Source organism: Mesorhizobium sp. 01N446 (assembly GCF_056399285.1).
In genome coordinates this window covers 595,452-611,985 of sequence record NZ_JBFTRA010000002.1, presented here as the reverse complement: position 1 = coordinate 611,985, position 16,534 = coordinate 595,452, and the positions used below count along the sequence as shown (strand labels likewise).

18 protein-coding genes are annotated in these 16,534 nt (G+C 63.4%); 10 read left to right on the top strand and 8 right to left on the bottom strand.

Annotated features, from left to right (window positions below; all coding sequences use genetic code 11):
* Positions 1 to 18 precede the first annotated feature (18 nt).
* From AC1DPX_RS11275 to AC1DPX_RS11265, 3 genes are all read right to left on the bottom strand, one after another.
* A complete protein-coding gene (locus AC1DPX_RS11275; protein WP_477236586.1) occupies positions 19 to 1,668 on the bottom strand; it encodes a thiamine pyrophosphate-binding protein in 1,650 nt (549 codons plus the stop codon).
* Positions 1,665 to 2,840, bottom strand: coding sequence for a CaiB/BaiF CoA transferase family protein (locus AC1DPX_RS11270; RefSeq protein ID WP_477236584.1), 1,176 nt, complete (start codon positions 2,838 to 2,840; stop codon positions 1,665 to 1,667). Before AC1DPX_RS11270 ends, AC1DPX_RS11275 begins: the two co-directional genes overlap by 4 nt.
* 123 nt (positions 2,841 to 2,963) lie before the next feature.
* Positions 2,964 to 3,893: an alpha/beta fold hydrolase gene (locus AC1DPX_RS11265; RefSeq protein WP_477236582.1), complete on the bottom strand. Its 930-nt coding sequence runs from the start codon at positions 3,891 to 3,893 to the stop codon at positions 2,964 to 2,966.
* Between the two features lie 182 nt (positions 3,894 to 4,075).
* Here AC1DPX_RS11265 and AC1DPX_RS11260 point away from each other — a divergent pair, with 182 nt between their 5' ends.
* Both AC1DPX_RS11260 and AC1DPX_RS11255 read left to right on the top strand, forming a co-directional pair.
* The gene (locus AC1DPX_RS11260; protein WP_477236580.1) at positions 4,076 to 5,083 is read left to right on the top strand and encodes a ribonuclease T2 family protein; all 1,008 of its coding nucleotides are present in this window, start codon (positions 4,076 to 4,078) and stop codon (positions 5,081 to 5,083) included.
* Positions 5,084 to 5,173: 90 nt separating this feature from the next.
* Entirely contained in the window at positions 5,174 to 5,785 is a 612-nt protein-coding gene (locus AC1DPX_RS11255; RefSeq protein ID WP_477236578.1) for a hypothetical protein, read from the top strand.
* A 1-nt stretch (position 5,786) separates the two neighbouring features.
* On the opposite strand, the gene AC1DPX_RS11250 is transcribed toward AC1DPX_RS11255, so the two are convergent.
* On the bottom strand, positions 5,787 to 7,073 hold the full coding sequence (locus AC1DPX_RS11250) for a GGDEF domain-containing protein (protein ID WP_477236576.1): 1,287 nt from the start codon (positions 7,071 to 7,073) through the stop codon (positions 5,787 to 5,789).
* 256 nt (positions 7,074 to 7,329) lie between these two features.
* Between AC1DPX_RS11250 and ettA the strand changes: the two genes are divergently transcribed.
* From ettA to AC1DPX_RS11225, 5 genes are all read left to right on the top strand, one after another.
* On the top strand, positions 7,330 to 8,979 hold the full coding sequence (ettA, locus tag AC1DPX_RS11245) for an energy-dependent translational throttle protein EttA (RefSeq protein ID WP_202359018.1): 1,650 nt from the start codon (positions 7,330 to 7,332) through the stop codon (positions 8,977 to 8,979).
* 46 nt (positions 8,980 to 9,025) lie between these two features.
* Positions 9,026 to 9,796, top strand: coding sequence for a trans-aconitate 2-methyltransferase (gene tam, locus AC1DPX_RS11240; RefSeq protein ID WP_202359019.1), 771 nt, complete (start codon positions 9,026 to 9,028; stop codon positions 9,794 to 9,796).
* Positions 9,797 to 9,913: 117 nt separating this feature from the next.
* Positions 9,914 to 10,243: a hypothetical protein gene (locus AC1DPX_RS11235; protein ID WP_477236574.1), complete on the top strand. Its 330-nt coding sequence runs from the start codon at positions 9,914 to 9,916 to the stop codon at positions 10,241 to 10,243.
* Between the two features lie 131 nt (positions 10,244 to 10,374).
* Positions 10,375 to 11,496, top strand: coding sequence for a beta-ketoacyl-ACP synthase III (locus tag AC1DPX_RS11230; protein ID WP_477236572.1), 1,122 nt, complete (start codon positions 10,375 to 10,377; stop codon positions 11,494 to 11,496).
* Positions 11,497 to 11,652: 156 nt separating this feature from the next.
* Positions 11,653 to 12,069 carry a GFA family protein gene (locus AC1DPX_RS11225; protein ID WP_202359022.1) on the top strand — a complete coding sequence of 139 codons (417 nt, stop codon included), beginning with the start codon at positions 11,653 to 11,655 and terminating at the stop codon, positions 12,067 to 12,069.
* A 27-nt stretch (positions 12,070 to 12,096) separates the two neighbouring features.
* On the opposite strand, the gene AC1DPX_RS11220 is transcribed toward AC1DPX_RS11225, so the two are convergent.
* Entirely contained in the window at positions 12,097 to 12,663 is a 567-nt protein-coding gene (locus tag AC1DPX_RS11220; RefSeq protein ID WP_202359023.1) for a methyltransferase family protein, read from the bottom strand.
* Positions 12,664 to 12,893: 230 nt separating this feature from the next.
* Here AC1DPX_RS11220 and AC1DPX_RS11215 point away from each other — a divergent pair, with 230 nt between their 5' ends.
* Positions 12,894 to 13,307 (top strand): hypothetical protein, encoded by a 414-nt coding sequence (locus AC1DPX_RS11215; RefSeq protein ID WP_202359024.1) that lies wholly within the window; start codon positions 12,894 to 12,896, stop codon positions 13,305 to 13,307.
* 23 nt (positions 13,308 to 13,330) lie between these two features.
* Here the strand turns inward: AC1DPX_RS11215 and AC1DPX_RS11210 are convergent, their stop codons facing one another.
* Positions 13,331 to 13,729: a VOC family protein gene (locus AC1DPX_RS11210; protein ID WP_477236570.1), complete on the bottom strand. Its 399-nt coding sequence runs from the start codon at positions 13,727 to 13,729 to the stop codon at positions 13,331 to 13,333.
* 20 nt (positions 13,730 to 13,749) lie between these two features.
* A complete protein-coding gene (locus AC1DPX_RS11205; RefSeq protein WP_477236568.1) occupies positions 13,750 to 14,172 on the bottom strand; it encodes a tautomerase family protein in 423 nt (140 codons plus the stop codon).
* Positions 14,173 to 14,362: 190 nt separating this feature from the next.
* Here AC1DPX_RS11205 and AC1DPX_RS11200 point away from each other — a divergent pair, with 190 nt between their 5' ends.
* Together AC1DPX_RS11200 and AC1DPX_RS11195 are read left to right on the top strand one after the other, a co-directional pair.
* The gene (locus AC1DPX_RS11200) at positions 14,363 to 14,920 is read left to right on the top strand and encodes a TetR/AcrR family transcriptional regulator (RefSeq protein ID WP_477236566.1); all 558 of its coding nucleotides are present in this window, start codon (positions 14,363 to 14,365) and stop codon (positions 14,918 to 14,920) included.
* Between the two features lie 17 nt (positions 14,921 to 14,937).
* Positions 14,938 to 15,555, top strand: coding sequence for an MOSC domain-containing protein (locus tag AC1DPX_RS11195; RefSeq protein WP_477236565.1), 618 nt, complete (start codon positions 14,938 to 14,940; stop codon positions 15,553 to 15,555).
* A gap of 66 nt (positions 15,556 to 15,621) precedes the next feature.
* Here AC1DPX_RS11195 and AC1DPX_RS11190 read toward each other — a convergent pair whose 3' ends face one another.
* Entirely contained in the window at positions 15,622 to 16,461 is an 840-nt protein-coding gene (locus AC1DPX_RS11190) for an SDR family oxidoreductase (protein ID WP_477236563.1), read from the bottom strand.
* Between the last annotated feature and the right edge of the window lie 73 nt (positions 16,462 to 16,534).

Here is a 16,534-nt window from a genome sequence, read left to right as displayed (position 1 = left end):
CCGCCCCTTTTTCTTGGATTATGCCTTGTCGCGGATTTGCGTCATCGTGCGGGTTGGCGTGATCGCTTCGGGATCGAGCCTGATTTCGACGATCGCCGGCTTGCCGCTGGCTTGTGCTCGCTCGAAGGCGGGCCCGAAGTCGGCCGTCTTCTCCACGGTCTCGCCATGGCCGCCATAGGCGCGGGCCAGCGACGCGAAATCGGGGTTCCTGAGATTGGTGGCGACGACGCGGCCGGGATATTCGCGTTCCTGGTGCATGCGGATGGTGCCGTAAATGCCGTTGTTGACGACAATCACGATGATCGGCAGGTCGTACTGCACGGCGGTGGCGAATTCCTGGCCGTTCATCAGGAAACAGCCGTCGCCGGCAAAGGCGATCACGGTGCGATCCGGATAAAGCGCCTTGGCGGCGACCGCCGCCGGTGTGCCGTAGCCCATCGAGCCGGAGGTCGGCGCCGCTTGGGTCGCAAAACGGCGGAAGCGGTGGAAACGATGCACCCAGGTGGCGTAGTTGCCGGCGCCGTTGGCGAAGATGGCGTCGTGCGGCAGTTCCTCTTCCAGGTAGTTCATGATCGGACCCATCTGCACGTCGCCCGGGCCTGTCTGCGGCGGCGTCGACCACTCGAGATAGGCGCTATGCGCTTTCGCTGTCTCAGTCGCCCATGTTGGCGTGTCGGTTGGCTTGCGCTTGACAAAGGCCTCGACGAAGGCGGCGGGCGAGGCGTTGATCGCCAGCGTCGGCCGGTAGACGCGGCCGAGCTCGCCGGCGTCGGCGTGGACATGCACCAGCGCCTGGTCGGGATAAGGGCTTTTCAGCAGCGTATAGTCGGAAGAGGGCATCTCGCCCATGCGTCCGCCGATCAAGAGCACGACGTCGGCCGCCTTGATCTGAGCCGCCAGCCTGGGGTTGATGCCGATGCCGACGTCGCCGGCGTAATTCGCATGAAGATGGTCGAACAGCATCTGGCGGCGGAAGGAGCAGCCGACGGGGAGGGACCATGCCTCCGATATCGCCCGCATGCGCGCAACGGCTTCCTCATTCCAGCGTGTGCCGCCAAGGATGACGAAGGGTCGCTTGGCGCCGGCAAGCAGCATTTCCAGCGCATCGAGTTCGGCCCCACCGGGATAGGTCTCGACCGGCGTGTGGGGAAGGGCTTCCGGCGCCTCGACTTCACTGGTTAGCATGTCTTCGGGCAGCGAGATGACGACCGGTCCAGGGCGGCCTGACGTCGCGACCGCGAAGGCGCGGGTGACGAATTCGGGGATGCGGGAGGCGTCGTCGATCTCGACCACCCATTTGGCGATGTCGCCGAAGAACCTCTTATAGTCAACCTCCTGGAACGCCTCGCGCTCCTTGGCGTGGCTGGCGACCTGGCCGATGAACAGGATGAGCGGCACCGAATCCTGCATGGCGATGTGGATGCCCGCGGATGCGTTGGTGGCACCGGGGCCGCGGGTGACGAAGCAGATGCCGGGCTGGCCGGTCAGCCGCCCCTGGCAGTCGGCCATCATCGCGGCGCCGCCTTCCTGGCGGCAGACGATGGTGCGGATCGATGAATCGTGCAGCGCGTCGAGCACCGCCAGGTAGGATTCGCCCGGCACGCAGAAGATGCGGTCGGTGCCGTTGGCTTCCAGCGCGTCGACGATCAGTTGTCCACCGGTCTTCATTTCCCGGACCTCTCCAGTTCGGCAAGGATTTCTTGCGTGTGTTCGCCAAGGCGCGGCGAGGGGCGCTCGTAGACCAGGGGCGTGCCCGACATCACCATCGGCGCGCGCACCGAAGGCAGAAGATTGCCATGGCCGTCGTCGAGGTCGAGCCGCATGCCGCGCGCGATGGTCTGCGGGTCGGCGAACATCTGGCCGATCGTGTTGATCGGGCTCGCCGGCACGCTTGCCGCTTCCAGCTTGGCCAGCAGCGGGTCGCGATCGACCGTGCTCAGCGCCTCGACAATGCGTTCGCGCAGCTTCACCCGGTTGGCGACCCGGGCCGGATTGGTGGCGAAGTCGGGATTGGTCGACAGCTCATCCAATCCTACGGCGGCGCAGAATTTGGCGAACTGACCGTCATTGCCGACCGCCAGGATGATGTGGCCGTCGCGTACCGGCACCACCTCGTAGGGCGCGATGTTCATATGCGCGTTGCCCATTTGCACAGGCGACTTGCCGGAGACGAGATAGTTGAGGTTCTGGTTGCCGAGCGCCGAGATCTGGGTGTCGAACAGCGCCATGTCGATATGCTGGCCTTCGCCGGTCTGGTCGGCGTGCCGCAACGCGGCCTGGATGGCGATAACGGAATAGAGGCCGGTGAAGATGTCGGAGATGGCGACGCCGGCCTTTTGCGGCTCGCGCCCGACCTCGCCGGTGATCGACATCATGCCGGCCATGGCCTGGATGATGAAGTCATAGCCGGCGCGCGGCGCGTATGGCCCATCCTGGCCGAAGCCGGTGATCGAGCAATAGACGAGGCGCGGGTTGATCTTGTGCAGGCTGTCATAGTCGAGCCCGTATTTCTTCAGGCCGCCGAGCTTGAAATTCTCGATCAGCACATCCGATGTGGCGACCAGACGGCGGATGGTTTCCGCACCTTCGGGCGTCGAGAAGTCGATGGCGATGGAGCGCTTGCCGCGATTGCAGGAATGGTAGTAGGCGGCCGACAAGTTCTCGCCGTCATGGCTCATGACGAAGGGCGGACCCCATTTGCGGGTGTCGTCGCCGCCATCGGGGCTTTCGACCTTGATGACGTCGGCGCCGAGATCGGCAAGCAATTGCCCGGCCCATGGCCCGGCAAGGATGCGGGCGAGTTCGACGACGCGGACGCCTTTCAGGGGTGGTTCGGCCATAAGTCACCGTGGTTGCCGCAATCACCGTGATTGCCGCGAAAGCAGAGCCTCTATCAAGCCCGGCACCGGCTGTCACGGCCCTTGCGATGGGCCAACAGGCCGGTTCCAAAGGGATTCGGGGCGCTATTTCAGCACGCCATCGGCCCAGGCGGCGAAATCGTTCATGATGATGTCGCGGTTCACCTCGTTCAGGCTTTCGTGGCGGGTGTCGGCGTGAACCTTTGAAACGAGATTCGAAAAGCCCATCGCGCGCATCCGATTGGCGAGGTGGGTGATGCCCTTGCCATAGTCCGAGGCGGGATCTTTCTCGCCACCGACGATGGCGACGGGAAGGTCGCGCCGGACGCCGGCGAAGGCGGCATCCCTGCCGCCGTTGAGCGCCATCGAGACCACGTCGCGCCACATCGAGACGGAAGCGTCCCAGCCGCACAGCGGATCGGCGATGTATTTCGCCACCTCCGCCTCGTCGCGCGACAGCCAGTCGAACAGCGTGCGGTGATTGGGCACCGCCTTGCCCCAGGCCTGGAAGGTGAGTTTCGGCAGCAGGCGGGACGGGACGTCGGAGCCTAGGCGCATCCGCTCCCAGGCGAGGATGCCGAGCGCCACCTGGCCGAGCAGGCCTTGCGAAAAATTGCCGTTCCAGATCGCGGCGGCATGGACACGTGGTGAGTGTTCCAAAAGGTAGTTCAGCGCCACCGACGCGCCCATCGAATGACCGAAGAGGATAACCGGCAGGCCTGGGCATTCGCTGGCGATGAGATCGTGGATGGCATCGACATCGGCGATCACCTTGGCCCGGCCATCCCAGTCGGCGAATTTACCGAGCGGCGCGTCGGGCGCCCTGGTCGCGCCGTGACCGCGATGGTCATGGACATAGACGTGGAAGCCGCGCGCGGCGAGGAAATCGGCAAAGCGGGCATAGCGCGCCGCGTGCTCGGCCAGGCCGTGGTTGATCTGGACGACGGCGCGTGGCCGGCCTTCGGCCTGCCTGATGAGGAGATTGAGATCGGCGCCTGTGGGTGAGCGGACCATGCGTTGCTGATTGAAAGGCATGGCCGCCCTCTCTCCCTCATTTTGTCGTTATTGGTTTTGTTTGCGCTGACGCCGGTTTTGCGTCAATCCACAGCAACTGTTTTTGCGCGACGATCTTTCTTGCCACGGACCAGCAAAATATCGCAATTCTGACATGGAGACAGCTTCAGTCTGTCGCCCACTTCTTCAGCCGGGGATTTCTCATGCGCATTGGTGTCGTTTTCGGATTGGCCATGCTGGCGGCATCGCTGGCCAATGCTGCGCATGCCGACGTCAAGATGAACGGCACCTTCGTTGCCGACGCCGCCTGTCCGGCGACACAGGCCATCAAGAACGGCAAGAACCCCGGCAATGTCTCGACCGATGCCGGACAGAGCTACCAGCTGCTTGCCGGCAACAAGGACGCGCCGACGCATTATCTGATCCTGGTGCCGGGCGCCGATCCGGAGCGCCGCTGGGTGAAGGTCACTTGCGGCCATCTGTCGGGCAGCAATGCCGCGACGGCGCCGGCAGACCCTGGCGGACAAGGCAAGCCCGCCGCGTCGGGAAAACCCGAATATGTCTTCGCCCTGAGCTGGCAGCCGGCTTTCTGCGAGACCAAGTCCAGCAAGACCGAATGCAAGGCGCAGAACCCTGGCGAGTTCGATGCCACCAACTTCACCTTGCATGGGCTGTGGCCGCAGCCGAACGGCAATTTCTATTGCCAGGTGGCGGCCAGCGACAAGGCCAATGACAATCCTGCTCACTGGAAGGATCTGCCGCCGGTCAATCTCGACGCCGGTACGCGCAAGGAGCTCGATCAGGTGATGCCGGGCACGGCCTCCCAGCTCGAACGGCATGAATGGATCAAGCACGGCACCTGCTACGGCAAGAGCCAACAGGAGTACTTTTCCGACGCGCTCGGCCTGATGCGGCAGGTCAATGCCTCGCCGGTGCGCGAACTCTTCGCCAAGACCATTGGCGGCAAGCTGACGGCGGACCAGATCCGTGGCGCCTTCGACACCGCCTTTGGCGCCGGGGCCGGGGATCGCGTGCGGGTGTCCTGCGTTATCGATCCGTCGAACGGCCGGCGGCTGATCGGCGAACTGACGCTTGGCCTTGCCGGCCCGATCGGCCCGAACGCTTCGCTCAAGGACCTGCTGCTGGCCTCGGTGCCGACCAACAAGGCCGGTTGCCCGATAGGCACCGTCGACGCGATCGGGTTCCAGTAAGGAGCAGCGGCTTTCGACACGCCGTCGACGGCTGTCGCCGGCCCGTGAAGTGATGCTATGCTGTCCCGGCATCATTGAACGGGGGCGGCAATGAATGGCATGACAAGCAGTGCGCTGGCGCGGCTGGCCTTCTGGGCCAAGGGCATGGTTTCGATCAATAATGCCCGGATGGAGTGGCCGGGCTTTTCCTATACCGATACCGAATGGGCGCGCATGCGCACGCTGTCGCAGCCGATCGGCCCCGGCACCTATCAGCTGTTCACGATCGTCAATGCGGCGATCTTTATCGCTATCGCGGCGCTCGGCATGTTCGGCGTCTTCCTGCCGCTGGCGACGCTGCTGTTCCCGATACCGGCGGAAACCAGCGCGCTGAAGTTCTCGCTGCTGCTCGCCGCCTGCGCCTTCCTGATCATCGGCCTCGGCCTGCCGATCTCGATGCGTCTCTCGGCCATGCTGGTGGGCGGCAAGACGCTGCGCGCGGCGCTGGTCCCCGCATCGGGCGACGAGGCCTTGGCCACAAAAGTCTCCTGGCAGATCAACCGCATCATGCTGATTATGTGCGGCCTGCTGGTGCCGGGAATTCTTTTGTTCATTGCCTACGACATCCAGGCCGGGCCGATCATCACCGCGTTGAAATGGCTGGCAATCGCGCTGATGGCGGTCTCGACGCTGACCGGAATTGCGCGACAGAGAAAATCCTAGATCAGAACTGCGCCGATTTCGTCCAGGCGACGGCGGCGTCCGGCTCATGGCTTGCCGGTTCGCCGACGACGCGGTCGCGCCCGGTCGACTTCGCCTTGTAGAGGCGTTGGTCGGCAAGCGCGAACAGATCGGCAAGGCAGCGCGTCGTTTCGCCGACGGTTGAAACACCGGCGCTGACGGTCAACTCGAGACGGCCGGTGACGGCCGATGCCTTGACCGCGTAGCGGATGCTCTCGCCAAACAGCCTGGCGACGGGATGCGGGCGTGAACTCAGGATGGCGAATTCCTCGCCGCCGATGCGGAACACCTGGTCTTCGGCGCTCGCCACTTCGCGGAGCAGGGCGGCCACCGCTTTCAGCACCTTGTCGCCCTCGGCATGGCCGAAGCGGTCGTTGATGGACTTGAAATGATCGACATCGATGATCAGCAGGCTGAGAGGTCTCGCCGTGCGCAGGCTGACCTCGACGGCGGCTTCACCGTCGGCGTCGAAGCGGCCGCGATGCAGCAGGCCGGTCAGGCCGTCGCGACCGACATGCTCGACCAGCGCTTCATAGCGCTCGCGATAGGTCAGCGTTTCGAAAATGTCGGTCAGGCCACGCGGCAGCGCAATGTCGCGGGCCTCGAACCATTTGAGGTAGGCCACGAGCATGCCGCTGAAGGCCAGCGCCGCCGCCATCTTGGCGAACCAGCCGCCGAAGAAGACGGCGATCGGCGCGCCGGCGACGAAATGCAGCGCGGTGAAGAAGCCCGCCTGGTCGAAGGTCAGCACACAGGCGACGCAGATCAGGATGCGCGCGAACTGCGCCTTGCGCAGGGTACGCCCGAGTCTCTCATAGAGCAGGATGATCAGGATGGCGTCGATGAACAAAAGCGTCGTGCCCCACACCATCAGCCAGCCCATCTCGTCGATGAAGCCGATGTCTGGCACCTTGCCGTCGGGGAGCGGCGCGATGGCATGCAGGCGCAACAGCAGCACCAGCCCGATCATCAGCGCATTGCCGAGCAGCAGGCCGTAGATGGGCTGGCGCACGGTGGCGGCGTCCTCCTTGATGTAGAGCAGGAGCAGCATCACCAGCTTGCCCGAAAACAGCACAGCCGAGCCCGGTGAGACCAGGCCGAACGGCAGCGCGACATAAAAGACGCTGGCGAGATAGGTTTCCAGGAAATGCATGACGCCGAGCGCGCAGACGAAGACGCCGAGACCAATGCGCTTCCTGAAGCGGAAAAGCGTCACCATGACGCTGAAGTAGACGACCGCCTCGGCAAGGAGCAGGAAACTGTTCAGCAATGCCGTCGATCCGCTTTCTCTAAAGGAATCGTGGCCAGCCAGCGATTCCACCCCGATCCTGTTTTGACGCGGAAGGGTTAACCGGAGATTTCAACGCGCCTCGTGACCGTTGGAAAACTCGTCGGTCGGCGCACACTTGTCCGTGTGTTCGGCTTGATCCGGCAAAAGCGATTGCCGTTCGCCGCCGCATCGCCTACATAGCGGCCAACCTCCATTCAAATCGGCAAATCCAGTCAGTTTTTCAGGGAAAGCGCGCGTGGCACGCCAATTCATCTATCACATGTCCGGCCTGTCGAAGGCCTACGGCACCAAGAAGGTGCTCGATAATGTCCATCTGTCCTTCTATCCGGACGCCAAGATCGGCATTCTCGGGCCTAACGGCTCGGGTAAGTCGACGATCCTGCGCATCATGGCCGGGCTCGACAAGGAGTTTCAGGGCGAGGCATGGCTGGCCGAGGGCGCGACCGTTGGCTACCTGGCGCAGGAGCCGCATCTCGACCCCAAAAAGACCGTGATGGAAAACGTCATGGAAGGCGTCGCACGGAAGACGGCCATCATCGAGCGCTACAACGAACTGATGATGAACTATTCCGACGAGACGGCGGACGAGTCCGGCAAGCTGCAGGACGAAATGGACAGGCTCAACCTTTGGGATCTCGAGCAGCAAGTCGAGATGGCGATGGACGCACTACAGTGTCCGCCAGGCGATTCCGAAGTGACCAACCTGTCGGGCGGCGAGCGCCGCCGTGTCGCGCTTTGCCAGCTTCTGCTGCGTCAGCCCGACCTTCTGTTGCTCGACGAACCGACCAACCATCTCGATGCCGAGACCACGGCATGGCTGGAAAAGCACCTGCGCGACTATCCGGGCTCGGTGCTGATCATCACCCACGACCGCTACTTCCTCGACAATGTCACCGGCTGGATCCTCGAGCTCGACCGTGGCCGCGGCATTCCCTATGAGGGCAACTACACCAGATATCTCGACGCTAAGGCCAAGCGCCTGATCCAGGAAGGCCGCGAGGATGACGCCCGCCAGAAATCAATCTGGCGCGAGCGCGAATGGATCCAGTCCTCGCCGAAGGCTCGCCAGACCAAGTCGAAGGCGCGTATCAAGGCCTATGAGGAACTGGTCGAGCAGTCGCAGAACCGCAAGCCGACCGACACGCAGATCGTCATTCCCTCAAGCGAGCGTCTCGGCAACGTGGTCATCGAGGTCGAAGGCCTCAACAAGGGTTTTGGCGACGAGCTTCTGATCGAGAACCTGTCGTTCCGGCTGCCGCCGGGCGGCATCGTCGGCGTCATCGGCCCGAACGGCGCCGGCAAGACGACGCTGTTCAAGACCTTCACCGGCCAGGAAAAGCCGGATGCGGGCACCGTTCGCATCGGCGAGACGGTCAAGCTCGGTTATGTCGACCAGAGCCGCGATGCGCTGGATGGCAGCAAGACCGTGTGGGAAGAAATCTCCGGCGGCGCCGAAATCATCAAGCTCGGCAAGCACGAGATCAACAGCCGCGCCTATTGCTCGTCCTTCAACTTCCGTGGTGGCGATCAGCAGCAGAAGGTCGGCAACCTCTCCGGCGGCCAGCGCAACCGCGTGCATCTGGCCAAGATGCTGAAGAACGGCGGCAATGTTCTGCTGCTCGACGAACCGACCAACGATCTCGACACCGAAACGCTGGGAGCGCTGGAAGACGCGCTCGAAGCCTATGCCGGCTGCGCCGTCATCATCAGCCACGATCGCATGTTCCTCGACCGCATGGCGACCCATATGCTGGCCTTCGAAGGCAACGCGCATGTCGAATGGTTCGAAGGCAATTTCGAGGAATATGAGAAGGACAAGCTGCGGCGCCTGGGCGCCGAAGCGGCGGCCCCGCACCGCATGACGCACAAGCGGCTGACGCGGTAGGGGATCGTTCGGGCGGTGAATTCTCAAAGCCACATGAGGAGCTCAAATGGCCGACTGGTCCGCCGCCCAATATCTGAAATTCGAGGATGAGCGCACGCGGCCGGCGCGTGACCTTGTCGCGCAAGTGCCGGTCGATTTTCCGCGCCGGGTCGTCGACATAGGCTGCGGGCCGGGCAATTCGACCGAGCTTCTGGTCGAACGCTGGCCGGATGCTGCCGTGAGCGGCTTCGACACCTCTCCCGACATGATCGAGAAGGCGAGGGCGCGCCTGCCCAATGTCAGCTTCGACCTCGCCGATGCATCGACCTGGCAGCCGGCCGAACCGGTCAATGTGATCTTCGCCAATGCAGTGTTCCAGTGGCTGCCTACGCATCCGGCGGTGTTCCAGCGGCTGATGGGCTTTCTGGCGCCCGGAGGCGCGCTCGCCGTGCAGATGCCGGACAATTTGCTTGAGCCCTCGCATCAGATGATGCGGGAAACCGCTGCCGAAATGCCGTTCGCCGAGAAGCTGAAGGGTGCGGCGCGCGGACCGTTGCCGCCGGTGTCGTTCTACTATGACCTGTTGTCACCGCTCTCCGATAGGCTGGATATCTGGCATACGGCCTACAACCATCCGCTGGCCGACGCCGAGGCGATCGTCGAGTGGGTGAAGTCGACCGGGCTGAAGCCTTTCCTCGATCCGCTTGACGCGGACGAGCGCAAGATCTTCCTCGACAGCTACACCGCAAAGATCGCCAAGGCCTATCCGAAGGCCGCCAACGGCAAGGTGCTTCTGCGTTTCCCGCGCATTTTCATCGTCGCCAAGCGGGCAGGCTAGGAAAGAATTACCCACTTTATGTGCGGCCCTTTGCAGCGGCTTGACCCCGTTTCGCCGTCATGCCCAATTCATGGCGTTGGGCCATGATGGCCGCGTGGCAGGGGGGAAACACTGCGTTTGAAAAGGTTGCTCTATGGCGGCGGCGTGTGCGCGGCGGCACTTCTGGCGTTCTCGGTTTCGGCGGAAGCCAAGCGGGCGCGCTGCTTCACCACGGATGACGGCTATTTCCCGTGCAGCTACCGCGCGATCGATGATGCAGGCAGCTTCCGCATCTCGGCGCCGGGTTACCCGACCTATGTGCTGGAGATCGACGGGCCGGGCTTTGCCTATGGCTATGTCAATCTCGGCCGCCGCAACGTGCCGCTGCCGGGCCAGTTCGTGCGCAGCCGCGACGACGGCGCCTGCTGGAACAATCCGCAGACAAACACCAAAGTGTGCGCCTGGTGAAATCCTGGTTCGACCCGGCCTGAACATTTGGTTTAAGCCGGCGTAAACCGGCCTGGTGAGAAAAGTGTTGCGCCGAAGCGTTTCGGCGCCCACATGAAGCCGCAACGCCTGCGGATGGGACGGACTGAAACATGCATCGCGTCATCATCAGCGGCATCGGCGCTGAAATTCCTGAAGCTGTCATCACGAATGAAGAACTGGTCGAGAGCTTCAACAGATGGGTCGACACGGAGAATGCGCGCCGCCAGGGCACCGGCGAGGCGCTGCTGCAGAAATCCGACAGCGACTTCATCGTCCATGCCTCGGGGGTGAAATCCCGTCATGTCATCGAGCGCGAAGGCATTCTCGACCCGACCCGCATGACGCCGCGCATCCCGGCGCGGCCCGACGATGCGCTGTCGCTGGAGGCCGAGTTCGGCATCGCTTCGGCCAGGAAGGCGCTCGAGCATGCCGGGCTTGAACCGTCCCAGATCGACCTGATCATCTGCTCGGCCTCGCACCATCAGCGCCCCTATCCGGCGATCGCCATCGAAATGCAGGAGGCGCTCGGCACGACCGGCGCCGGCTTCGACATGGGGCTTGGCTGTTCGTCGGCGGCGGCCGCTCTTCACATGGCGGTCAATCTGGTGCGCTCTGGCGCGCACAAACGCATCCTGGTGACCACGCCGGAAATCATCACCGGCCATCTCAATTTCCGCGACCGGCAGACGCATTTCATCTTCGGCGACGCCTCGGTGTCGATGGTGGTGGAGGGACTTGCCCAGGGCGACAAGCGGCCGGGGCGTTTCGAGGTGCTGGACACGCGGCTGTGGACGCAGATGTCGAACAACATCCGCACCAATCTCGGCTACCACACCCGCACCGCCCAGGACGATCCCTACATGATCAACCTGGAAGGCAACCTGATCAAACAGGTCGGCAACAAGGTGTTCAAGGAAGTCACCGTCGCCGGCCAGAAATTCATCGTCGAGTTCCTGGCCGAGCATGGGCTGACGCCGCAGGCGATCCGGCGCTTCTGGCTGCACCAGGCCAATGCGCGCATGAATGCGATGATCCTGAAACTGTCGTTCGGCCACGATGTCGATCACGACCGTGCGCCGATGGTGCTGGAGCGGCTGGGCAACACGGCGGGCGCCGGCGCCATCGTTGCGCTGTCGGAGAACCATGCCGACATGAAACCCGGCGATTTCGGCTTGATCTGCGCCTTTGGCGCGGGCTATTCGATAGGCGGCGCGCTCATCCGAATGCTCTAGGCATATCGCGGTGACGCCGGCCTGAAGGGACCTTCGTCTCGTCCCGGCCGCTTCGCGCCGTCCTCCACTCCCGTCCAGCCTGACCTGACCCTCAACACAGCCTGTGTTGGGGCTCAGCTTGAATTGACGCGATCCGTTTCGGAAAGGAGAGTTCCAATGGTCGATGCCCGATGCAGTTGCGGTGCCCTCACGCTGACGCTGACAGGACCGTCAAAACTGGTTGTCGCCTGCCACTGTCTCGATTGCCAGCGCCGAACCGGCGCGCCCTTCGGCGTCGGCGCCTTTTATCCGGCCGACACTGTCGCCATCTCAGGAACCTCGAGAGAATTCACCCGCGAAGCGGCAAGCGGCGGCAAGGTGCGCAACCACTTCTGTCCCGCCTGCGGCTCGACGGTCTATTGGAAAGCCGACAGGCTGCCGTCATTGATTGGTGTCGCCGTCGGCGCCCTGGTTGACCCGAAATACCCGCCGCCCGCCCGGTCGATCTTCGAGCAATCGAAACATGATTGGGTAGAAATCGACGGCGCCGTCGACCATTTTCGGCAAGGCAGCGCGACCGGCAAATCAAGCTGAACTGGCGTTCCAACGCACCTTGGCGTGTCAGGCCGGCATAAAGGGAACCAGCATCGGCACCCGCCGCGCGTAGTCGTCATAGGCGGGACCAAGTTCGCCGCGCAGGAAGCGCTCCTCGAGCCTTGCCTTCATGACGATGCCGATGGTGAGCAGTGCGACACCTGCGATGCCCCAGACGGTGCCCTTCGTCGCCACGGTGGCGAGGAGCGCCAGCAGCAATCCTGTATAGATCGGATGACGGACCAGCCCATAGGGGCCGGTATCGATCACACGGTGGTCGGCTTTGGCGGTGATCGAGGCCGACCACAGCCTGCCCAGATGGATGCGCGCCCACCACGAGAAGATCAGGCCGATGGCGATCAGGGCAATGCAAGCCCAAGCCTCGGCCAGGGTCGGAGTCCACAATCTCAACATGCCTTCATAGCCGTGCGCCGGAACGAACAGCAGGACTGTGCCTGCCAGCCAGAAGATACGATAACGGACCTCCGTGCCTAGGGTGGCGCGTTTTTGAGCCGGATCAGCCCACGTGGCGGCCGCAATCCAGGTGACCACCCAGACGAGCCAAAGCAGCGCGATCACCGTCGCCGGTCGCATGAGAACCTCCACAGTGTCTCGCCACCATGAAAGCGATCCGACGCGGCGGCAATGCGGCGCGGCGGGCGTTCCGGTAAGAAGGTCGTGATCGAATGTTTGCCTAGCAAGGGCTTCGAACGGTTGCTGGCAGCTGCCGCGATGGCATGTCGTACGATCTAGCCGCGGCGTTGCGCTGGCCTTCGGGGCAACATCAATGCAAGGATTGAAGCTCCATCGGAGAGGGGTGAGGGATGAAAGCTTGTCGCGCAAGGATTATCGGCACCAGGTCTTTGGTGTTGGCCGCCGCCTGTTCGTTGGCGCTGCCGTTCATTGGGACGACGACTGCTCAGGCCAAATCCGGCGATAGATGGCAAAGCGTTGATGCTGCCGTCCGCGAAGCAAGACGGATGGACAAGGCCGGCATGCGGCCAACGTCGATAGATTGCAAACTCGGCCGAGGACTGCTCATTGTCGTCAAGCTTGAGTATGTGAAGTCAAGGCTTCCCAAGCCGTTTTGGCAGTTTGAGGCTGGCGACGCCGCGCGGATTGCCGAGGCAGAAAAATTCGCTCGCTCTGTCGATATGCCCAGAACGCAAATCAAGACCTTCCGAAATCCGAGTACAGGCGAAAAGTTCTATTGCGCGATCTGGTCTCGCGAGAAATAGCCGAGAAAAGGCAGCGCGATGCTTCATTCAACGGGGCTGCTGAACATCCACTGCACGCCATAGGCGTCGACCAGCATGCCGAAACTGGTTCCCCAACATTGCCGCGCCAGGGGAACCGTGATGCGGCCGCCGGCGGCCATGCGGGAGAAAAGGTCCCGCATGGCCGCGAGGTCATCAAACTCCAGCATCATGGCGGAACCTTTCATCGGCTCCGCATCGTCATTGTCGGAGGCATGGAACAGCACGCCCGAACCTTCGAAGCGCGCATGCAGGATTTTTCCACGCATGGTTTCCGTGCGCACCGGCATGCCGTTGTCGCCCCAGCGCAACAGGATCGTTCCCCGGCCAAGACCGCACTGTTCGTAGAAGGCCAGTGCCGGCTCGCAATTGGTGGTGAAGAACAGCGAGGGGGAGAGCCGCATCCTGTCTTTTCCCTGTCAGATCAGTGCGCGGCTGCGGTGGCGGCGGCGATGAGAGCGTCGCCGGTAAATTGCCTGTCGCCGATACCCCAGCCGCCGTCGGGCGCGTTGACGATGTTGATCCAGGTGTTTTCGGGCTTGTGGCCGGGCACGCAGAGTTCGGCGACAATGCCGGCGGCCGTGGCGATGAAGGCGTTGCGGGCCTCGATTGAGCCAAGGCCGATATTGGGCAATTTCAACTCAACCATCACGACGGGCCTGTTGGCGCCGCCGGCATAGATGTGGCGGGACGGCAGGATGTGGACCGTGCCGCCGACAATGGCGGTGAAGAACGGATTGCCGGTGGCGCCGGAGGCTTCGATGAGGGCGGCGCTGAGGCGGGGCAGGATTTCGCGCTCTCCGGCCTCTGTCAGGACGCCTTCCGGCGCGGTCACGGTGATGGGCATTCGGTCTCTCCTTGTCCTCGGGCTGCACGGCCTTGCCGGAGCTTCCGGCTTGCCATGTTTCGTATCAATTGTTACGTTATGCTCGCCGAGCAAGTCAACAGGTTTCGTATCGATCACTATGGATAATTTGGAAAAGGCCAGGGGTGGTCGTCCCCGCGCGTTCGATCCCGACCTGGCACTGGATGCGGCGATGCATCTGTTTTGGGAGCATGGCTATGAGGCGACGTCGCTGGCCATGCTGCGCGAGGCGATGGGGCTGACGCCGCCGCAGATCTACAATGCCTTTACCGACAAGGAGACTTTGTTCCGCAAGGCGCTGACGCGCTACCACGAGACGGAGATCGGCTTTGCGCTGGACGCGCTGAGCGCGCCGGTGCCGACGCGCGAGGCGATCCGTCGGTTGCTGCTGGGCGCGGCGGAGGCCTATTCCAGGCCCGGCAAGCCGGGCGGATGCCTTTTCGTCAGCGGTGCGCTGGCGGCCTCGCCGCAGGCGCAAGCCGTGGCCGATGAACTCAAGGCCTATCGCAAGGCGAGCGAGGCGGCGATCGCGGAGCGTGTGGCCAAAGGCCAGGCGGTGGGCGATCTGCCGGAAGACCTCTCCGTCGAGAGCTTCGCCAAATATATCGCCGGTGTCATGAACGGCATGTCGATCCAGGCGCGGGACGGCGCGTCGGCTGAAGAGTTGCGCATTATGGCCCAAACCGCTCTTGCGGCCTTGCCGCCCGAAGGGCAAAAACGGGGAGCGTGATTCAAGGACGGTACGCCATGCTGGATCTCTTCCCTGAAGCCGAGAAGCCGGTCGAAATCATCCCGGCGAAAAAGCTCTCCGCTCGCGCTGCGGCGCTCTATGTCGCTCCATCGGATCATTTCCAGACAAGACCCGTGGAGGAACTGCGGCTCGGCTTCGACGGCATTTTGGGCGATTTCCACGCCGGATCGACACGGCGCTCGGGCGGGCGCGAACCCTGGTATCCGCGCGGCACCGAAATGCGCAATGAGCGGCAGCTGTCGATCGTGGCTGCCGACGAACTGGCCATCGTCGCCGAGCGGATGGGCCTTCCCCAAATCAAGCCGGAATGGATCGGCGCCAATCTGGTGATCGAAGGTGTGCCGCATCTGTCGATGCTGCCGGCCGGCACGCTGCTGTTCTTTAGCGATGGCGTGACCCTCAAGGTCGACGCCCAGAACGGACCGTGCCGGATCGCCGGGCGATCGATCGCCGAAAATGCGGGGATGGCCGACATCGAAGCCGGCGCACTGCTCTTTCCGAAAGTGGCCAAACGGCTGCGCGGCGTCGTCGCCTGGGTCGAGAAGCCGGGGACGATCAGGGCCGGCGAAGAGATTTCGGCGCGGGTGCCGGAACAGTGGATTTATCAGGCATAGCCGCGCGTTCTCATCGTGGCCAAAGGGCTACGCCGCCGATGAACGGCGTAGCAGAAGCGCCGGGCCTCAGCCCTTTCGGTTCTTCCTGGCGCCTTGCGCCATGACCGACACGTGGTCCCATTTGTCCCAGGTGGCGAGGCGGTTGGCGTATTCCTGGCGGATCATCGGCAGGCCGCCATCGCCGAAGAATACACGCAGCGGCGGCTCGGCGGCGTCGACGATGACCAGCATCGCCGGCCCGGTGGCCTCGGGATCGCCGGCGACCGAATTGGCGCGGCGCTCGGCCATCTTGGCGCGGGCGGGCGCGTAGGCCTCGATCGGCTTGGAGACCTTGGCCGAGGCGCCGGACCAGTCGGTGGAGAAGCCGCCCGGCTCGACCAGCGTGACATGGATGCCGAATTCCGCGACCTCGATGCTGAGCGACTGGCTGAAGGCTTCCAGCGCCCATTTCGAGGCGTGGTAGAGACCGAGCGAGGCAAAAGCGTTGACGCCGCCGATCGACGAGATCTGGATGATGTGGCCGGATCGCTGTGCCCGCATGATCGGCAGCACGGCCTGGGTGACCCAGAGGGCGCCGAACACATTGGTTTCGATCTGGTCGCGGGCTTCCTCCTCGCTGACTTCCTCGATGGCGCCGAAATGGCCGTAGCCGGCATTGTTGATGACGACGTCAAGCCGGCCAAAGCGTTTGTGGGCTTCGGCAACGGCGGCATCGACGGCCTTCTTGTCGGTGACGTCGAGCTTTATCGCGGCGATGTTGTCGCCATACTTCTCGACCAGATCGGCGAGCGTGCCGGCGTCACGGGCGGTCGCGGCAACGCGGTCGCCGCGCGCCAATGCGGCCTCGGCCCAGACGCGGCCGAAACCCTTCGACGATCCGGTGATGAACCAAACCTTTGATGTCATGATGTGGAATCCTTGCCCCTGCGGGCGTGATTTCGGGTGAAAGCGGAGGCTTCTCCGCTTTCGGGCATATACG

Excerpts from the sequence above, each read along its gene's own strand:
- AC1DPX_RS11275 (WP_477236586.1), bottom strand. The coding sequence starts at position 1,668 with ATGAAGACCGGTGGACAACTGATCGTCGACGCGCTGGAAGCCAACGGC.
- AC1DPX_RS11270 (WP_477236584.1), bottom strand. The coding sequence starts at position 2,840 with ATGGCCGAACCACCCCTGAAAGGCGTCCGCGTCGTCGAACTCGCCCGC.
- AC1DPX_RS11265 (WP_477236582.1), bottom strand. The coding sequence starts at position 3,893 with ATGCCTTTCAATCAGCAACGCATGGTCCGCTCACCCACAGGCGCCGAT.
- AC1DPX_RS11260 (WP_477236580.1), top strand. The coding sequence starts at position 4,076 with ATGCGCATTGGTGTCGTTTTCGGATTGGCCATGCTGGCGGCATCGCTG.
- AC1DPX_RS11255 (WP_477236578.1), top strand. The coding sequence starts at position 5,174 with ATGAATGGCATGACAAGCAGTGCGCTGGCGCGGCTGGCCTTCTGGGCC.
- tam (WP_202359019.1), top strand. The coding sequence starts at position 9,026 with ATGGCCGACTGGTCCGCCGCCCAATATCTGAAATTCGAGGATGAGCGC.
- AC1DPX_RS11230 (WP_477236572.1), top strand. The coding sequence starts at position 10,375 with ATGCATCGCGTCATCATCAGCGGCATCGGCGCTGAAATTCCTGAAGCT.
- AC1DPX_RS11225 (WP_202359022.1), top strand. The coding sequence starts at position 11,653 with ATGGTCGATGCCCGATGCAGTTGCGGTGCCCTCACGCTGACGCTGACA.
- AC1DPX_RS11220 (WP_202359023.1), bottom strand. The coding sequence starts at position 12,663 with ATGCGACCGGCGACGGTGATCGCGCTGCTTTGGCTCGTCTGGGTGGTC.
- AC1DPX_RS11215 (WP_202359024.1), top strand. The coding sequence starts at position 12,894 with ATGAAAGCTTGTCGCGCAAGGATTATCGGCACCAGGTCTTTGGTGTTG.
- AC1DPX_RS11210 (WP_477236570.1), bottom strand. The coding sequence starts at position 13,729 with ATGCGGCTCTCCCCCTCGCTGTTCTTCACCACCAATTGCGAGCCGGCA.
- AC1DPX_RS11205 (WP_477236568.1), bottom strand. The coding sequence starts at position 14,172 with ATGCCCATCACCGTGACCGCGCCGGAAGGCGTCCTGACAGAGGCCGGA.
- AC1DPX_RS11200 (WP_477236566.1), top strand. The coding sequence starts at position 14,363 with ATGCATCTGTTTTGGGAGCATGGCTATGAGGCGACGTCGCTGGCCATG.
- AC1DPX_RS11195 (WP_477236565.1), top strand. The coding sequence starts at position 14,938 with ATGCTGGATCTCTTCCCTGAAGCCGAGAAGCCGGTCGAAATCATCCCG.
- AC1DPX_RS11190 (WP_477236563.1), bottom strand. The coding sequence starts at position 16,461 with ATGACATCAAAGGTTTGGTTCATCACCGGATCGTCGAAGGGTTTCGGC.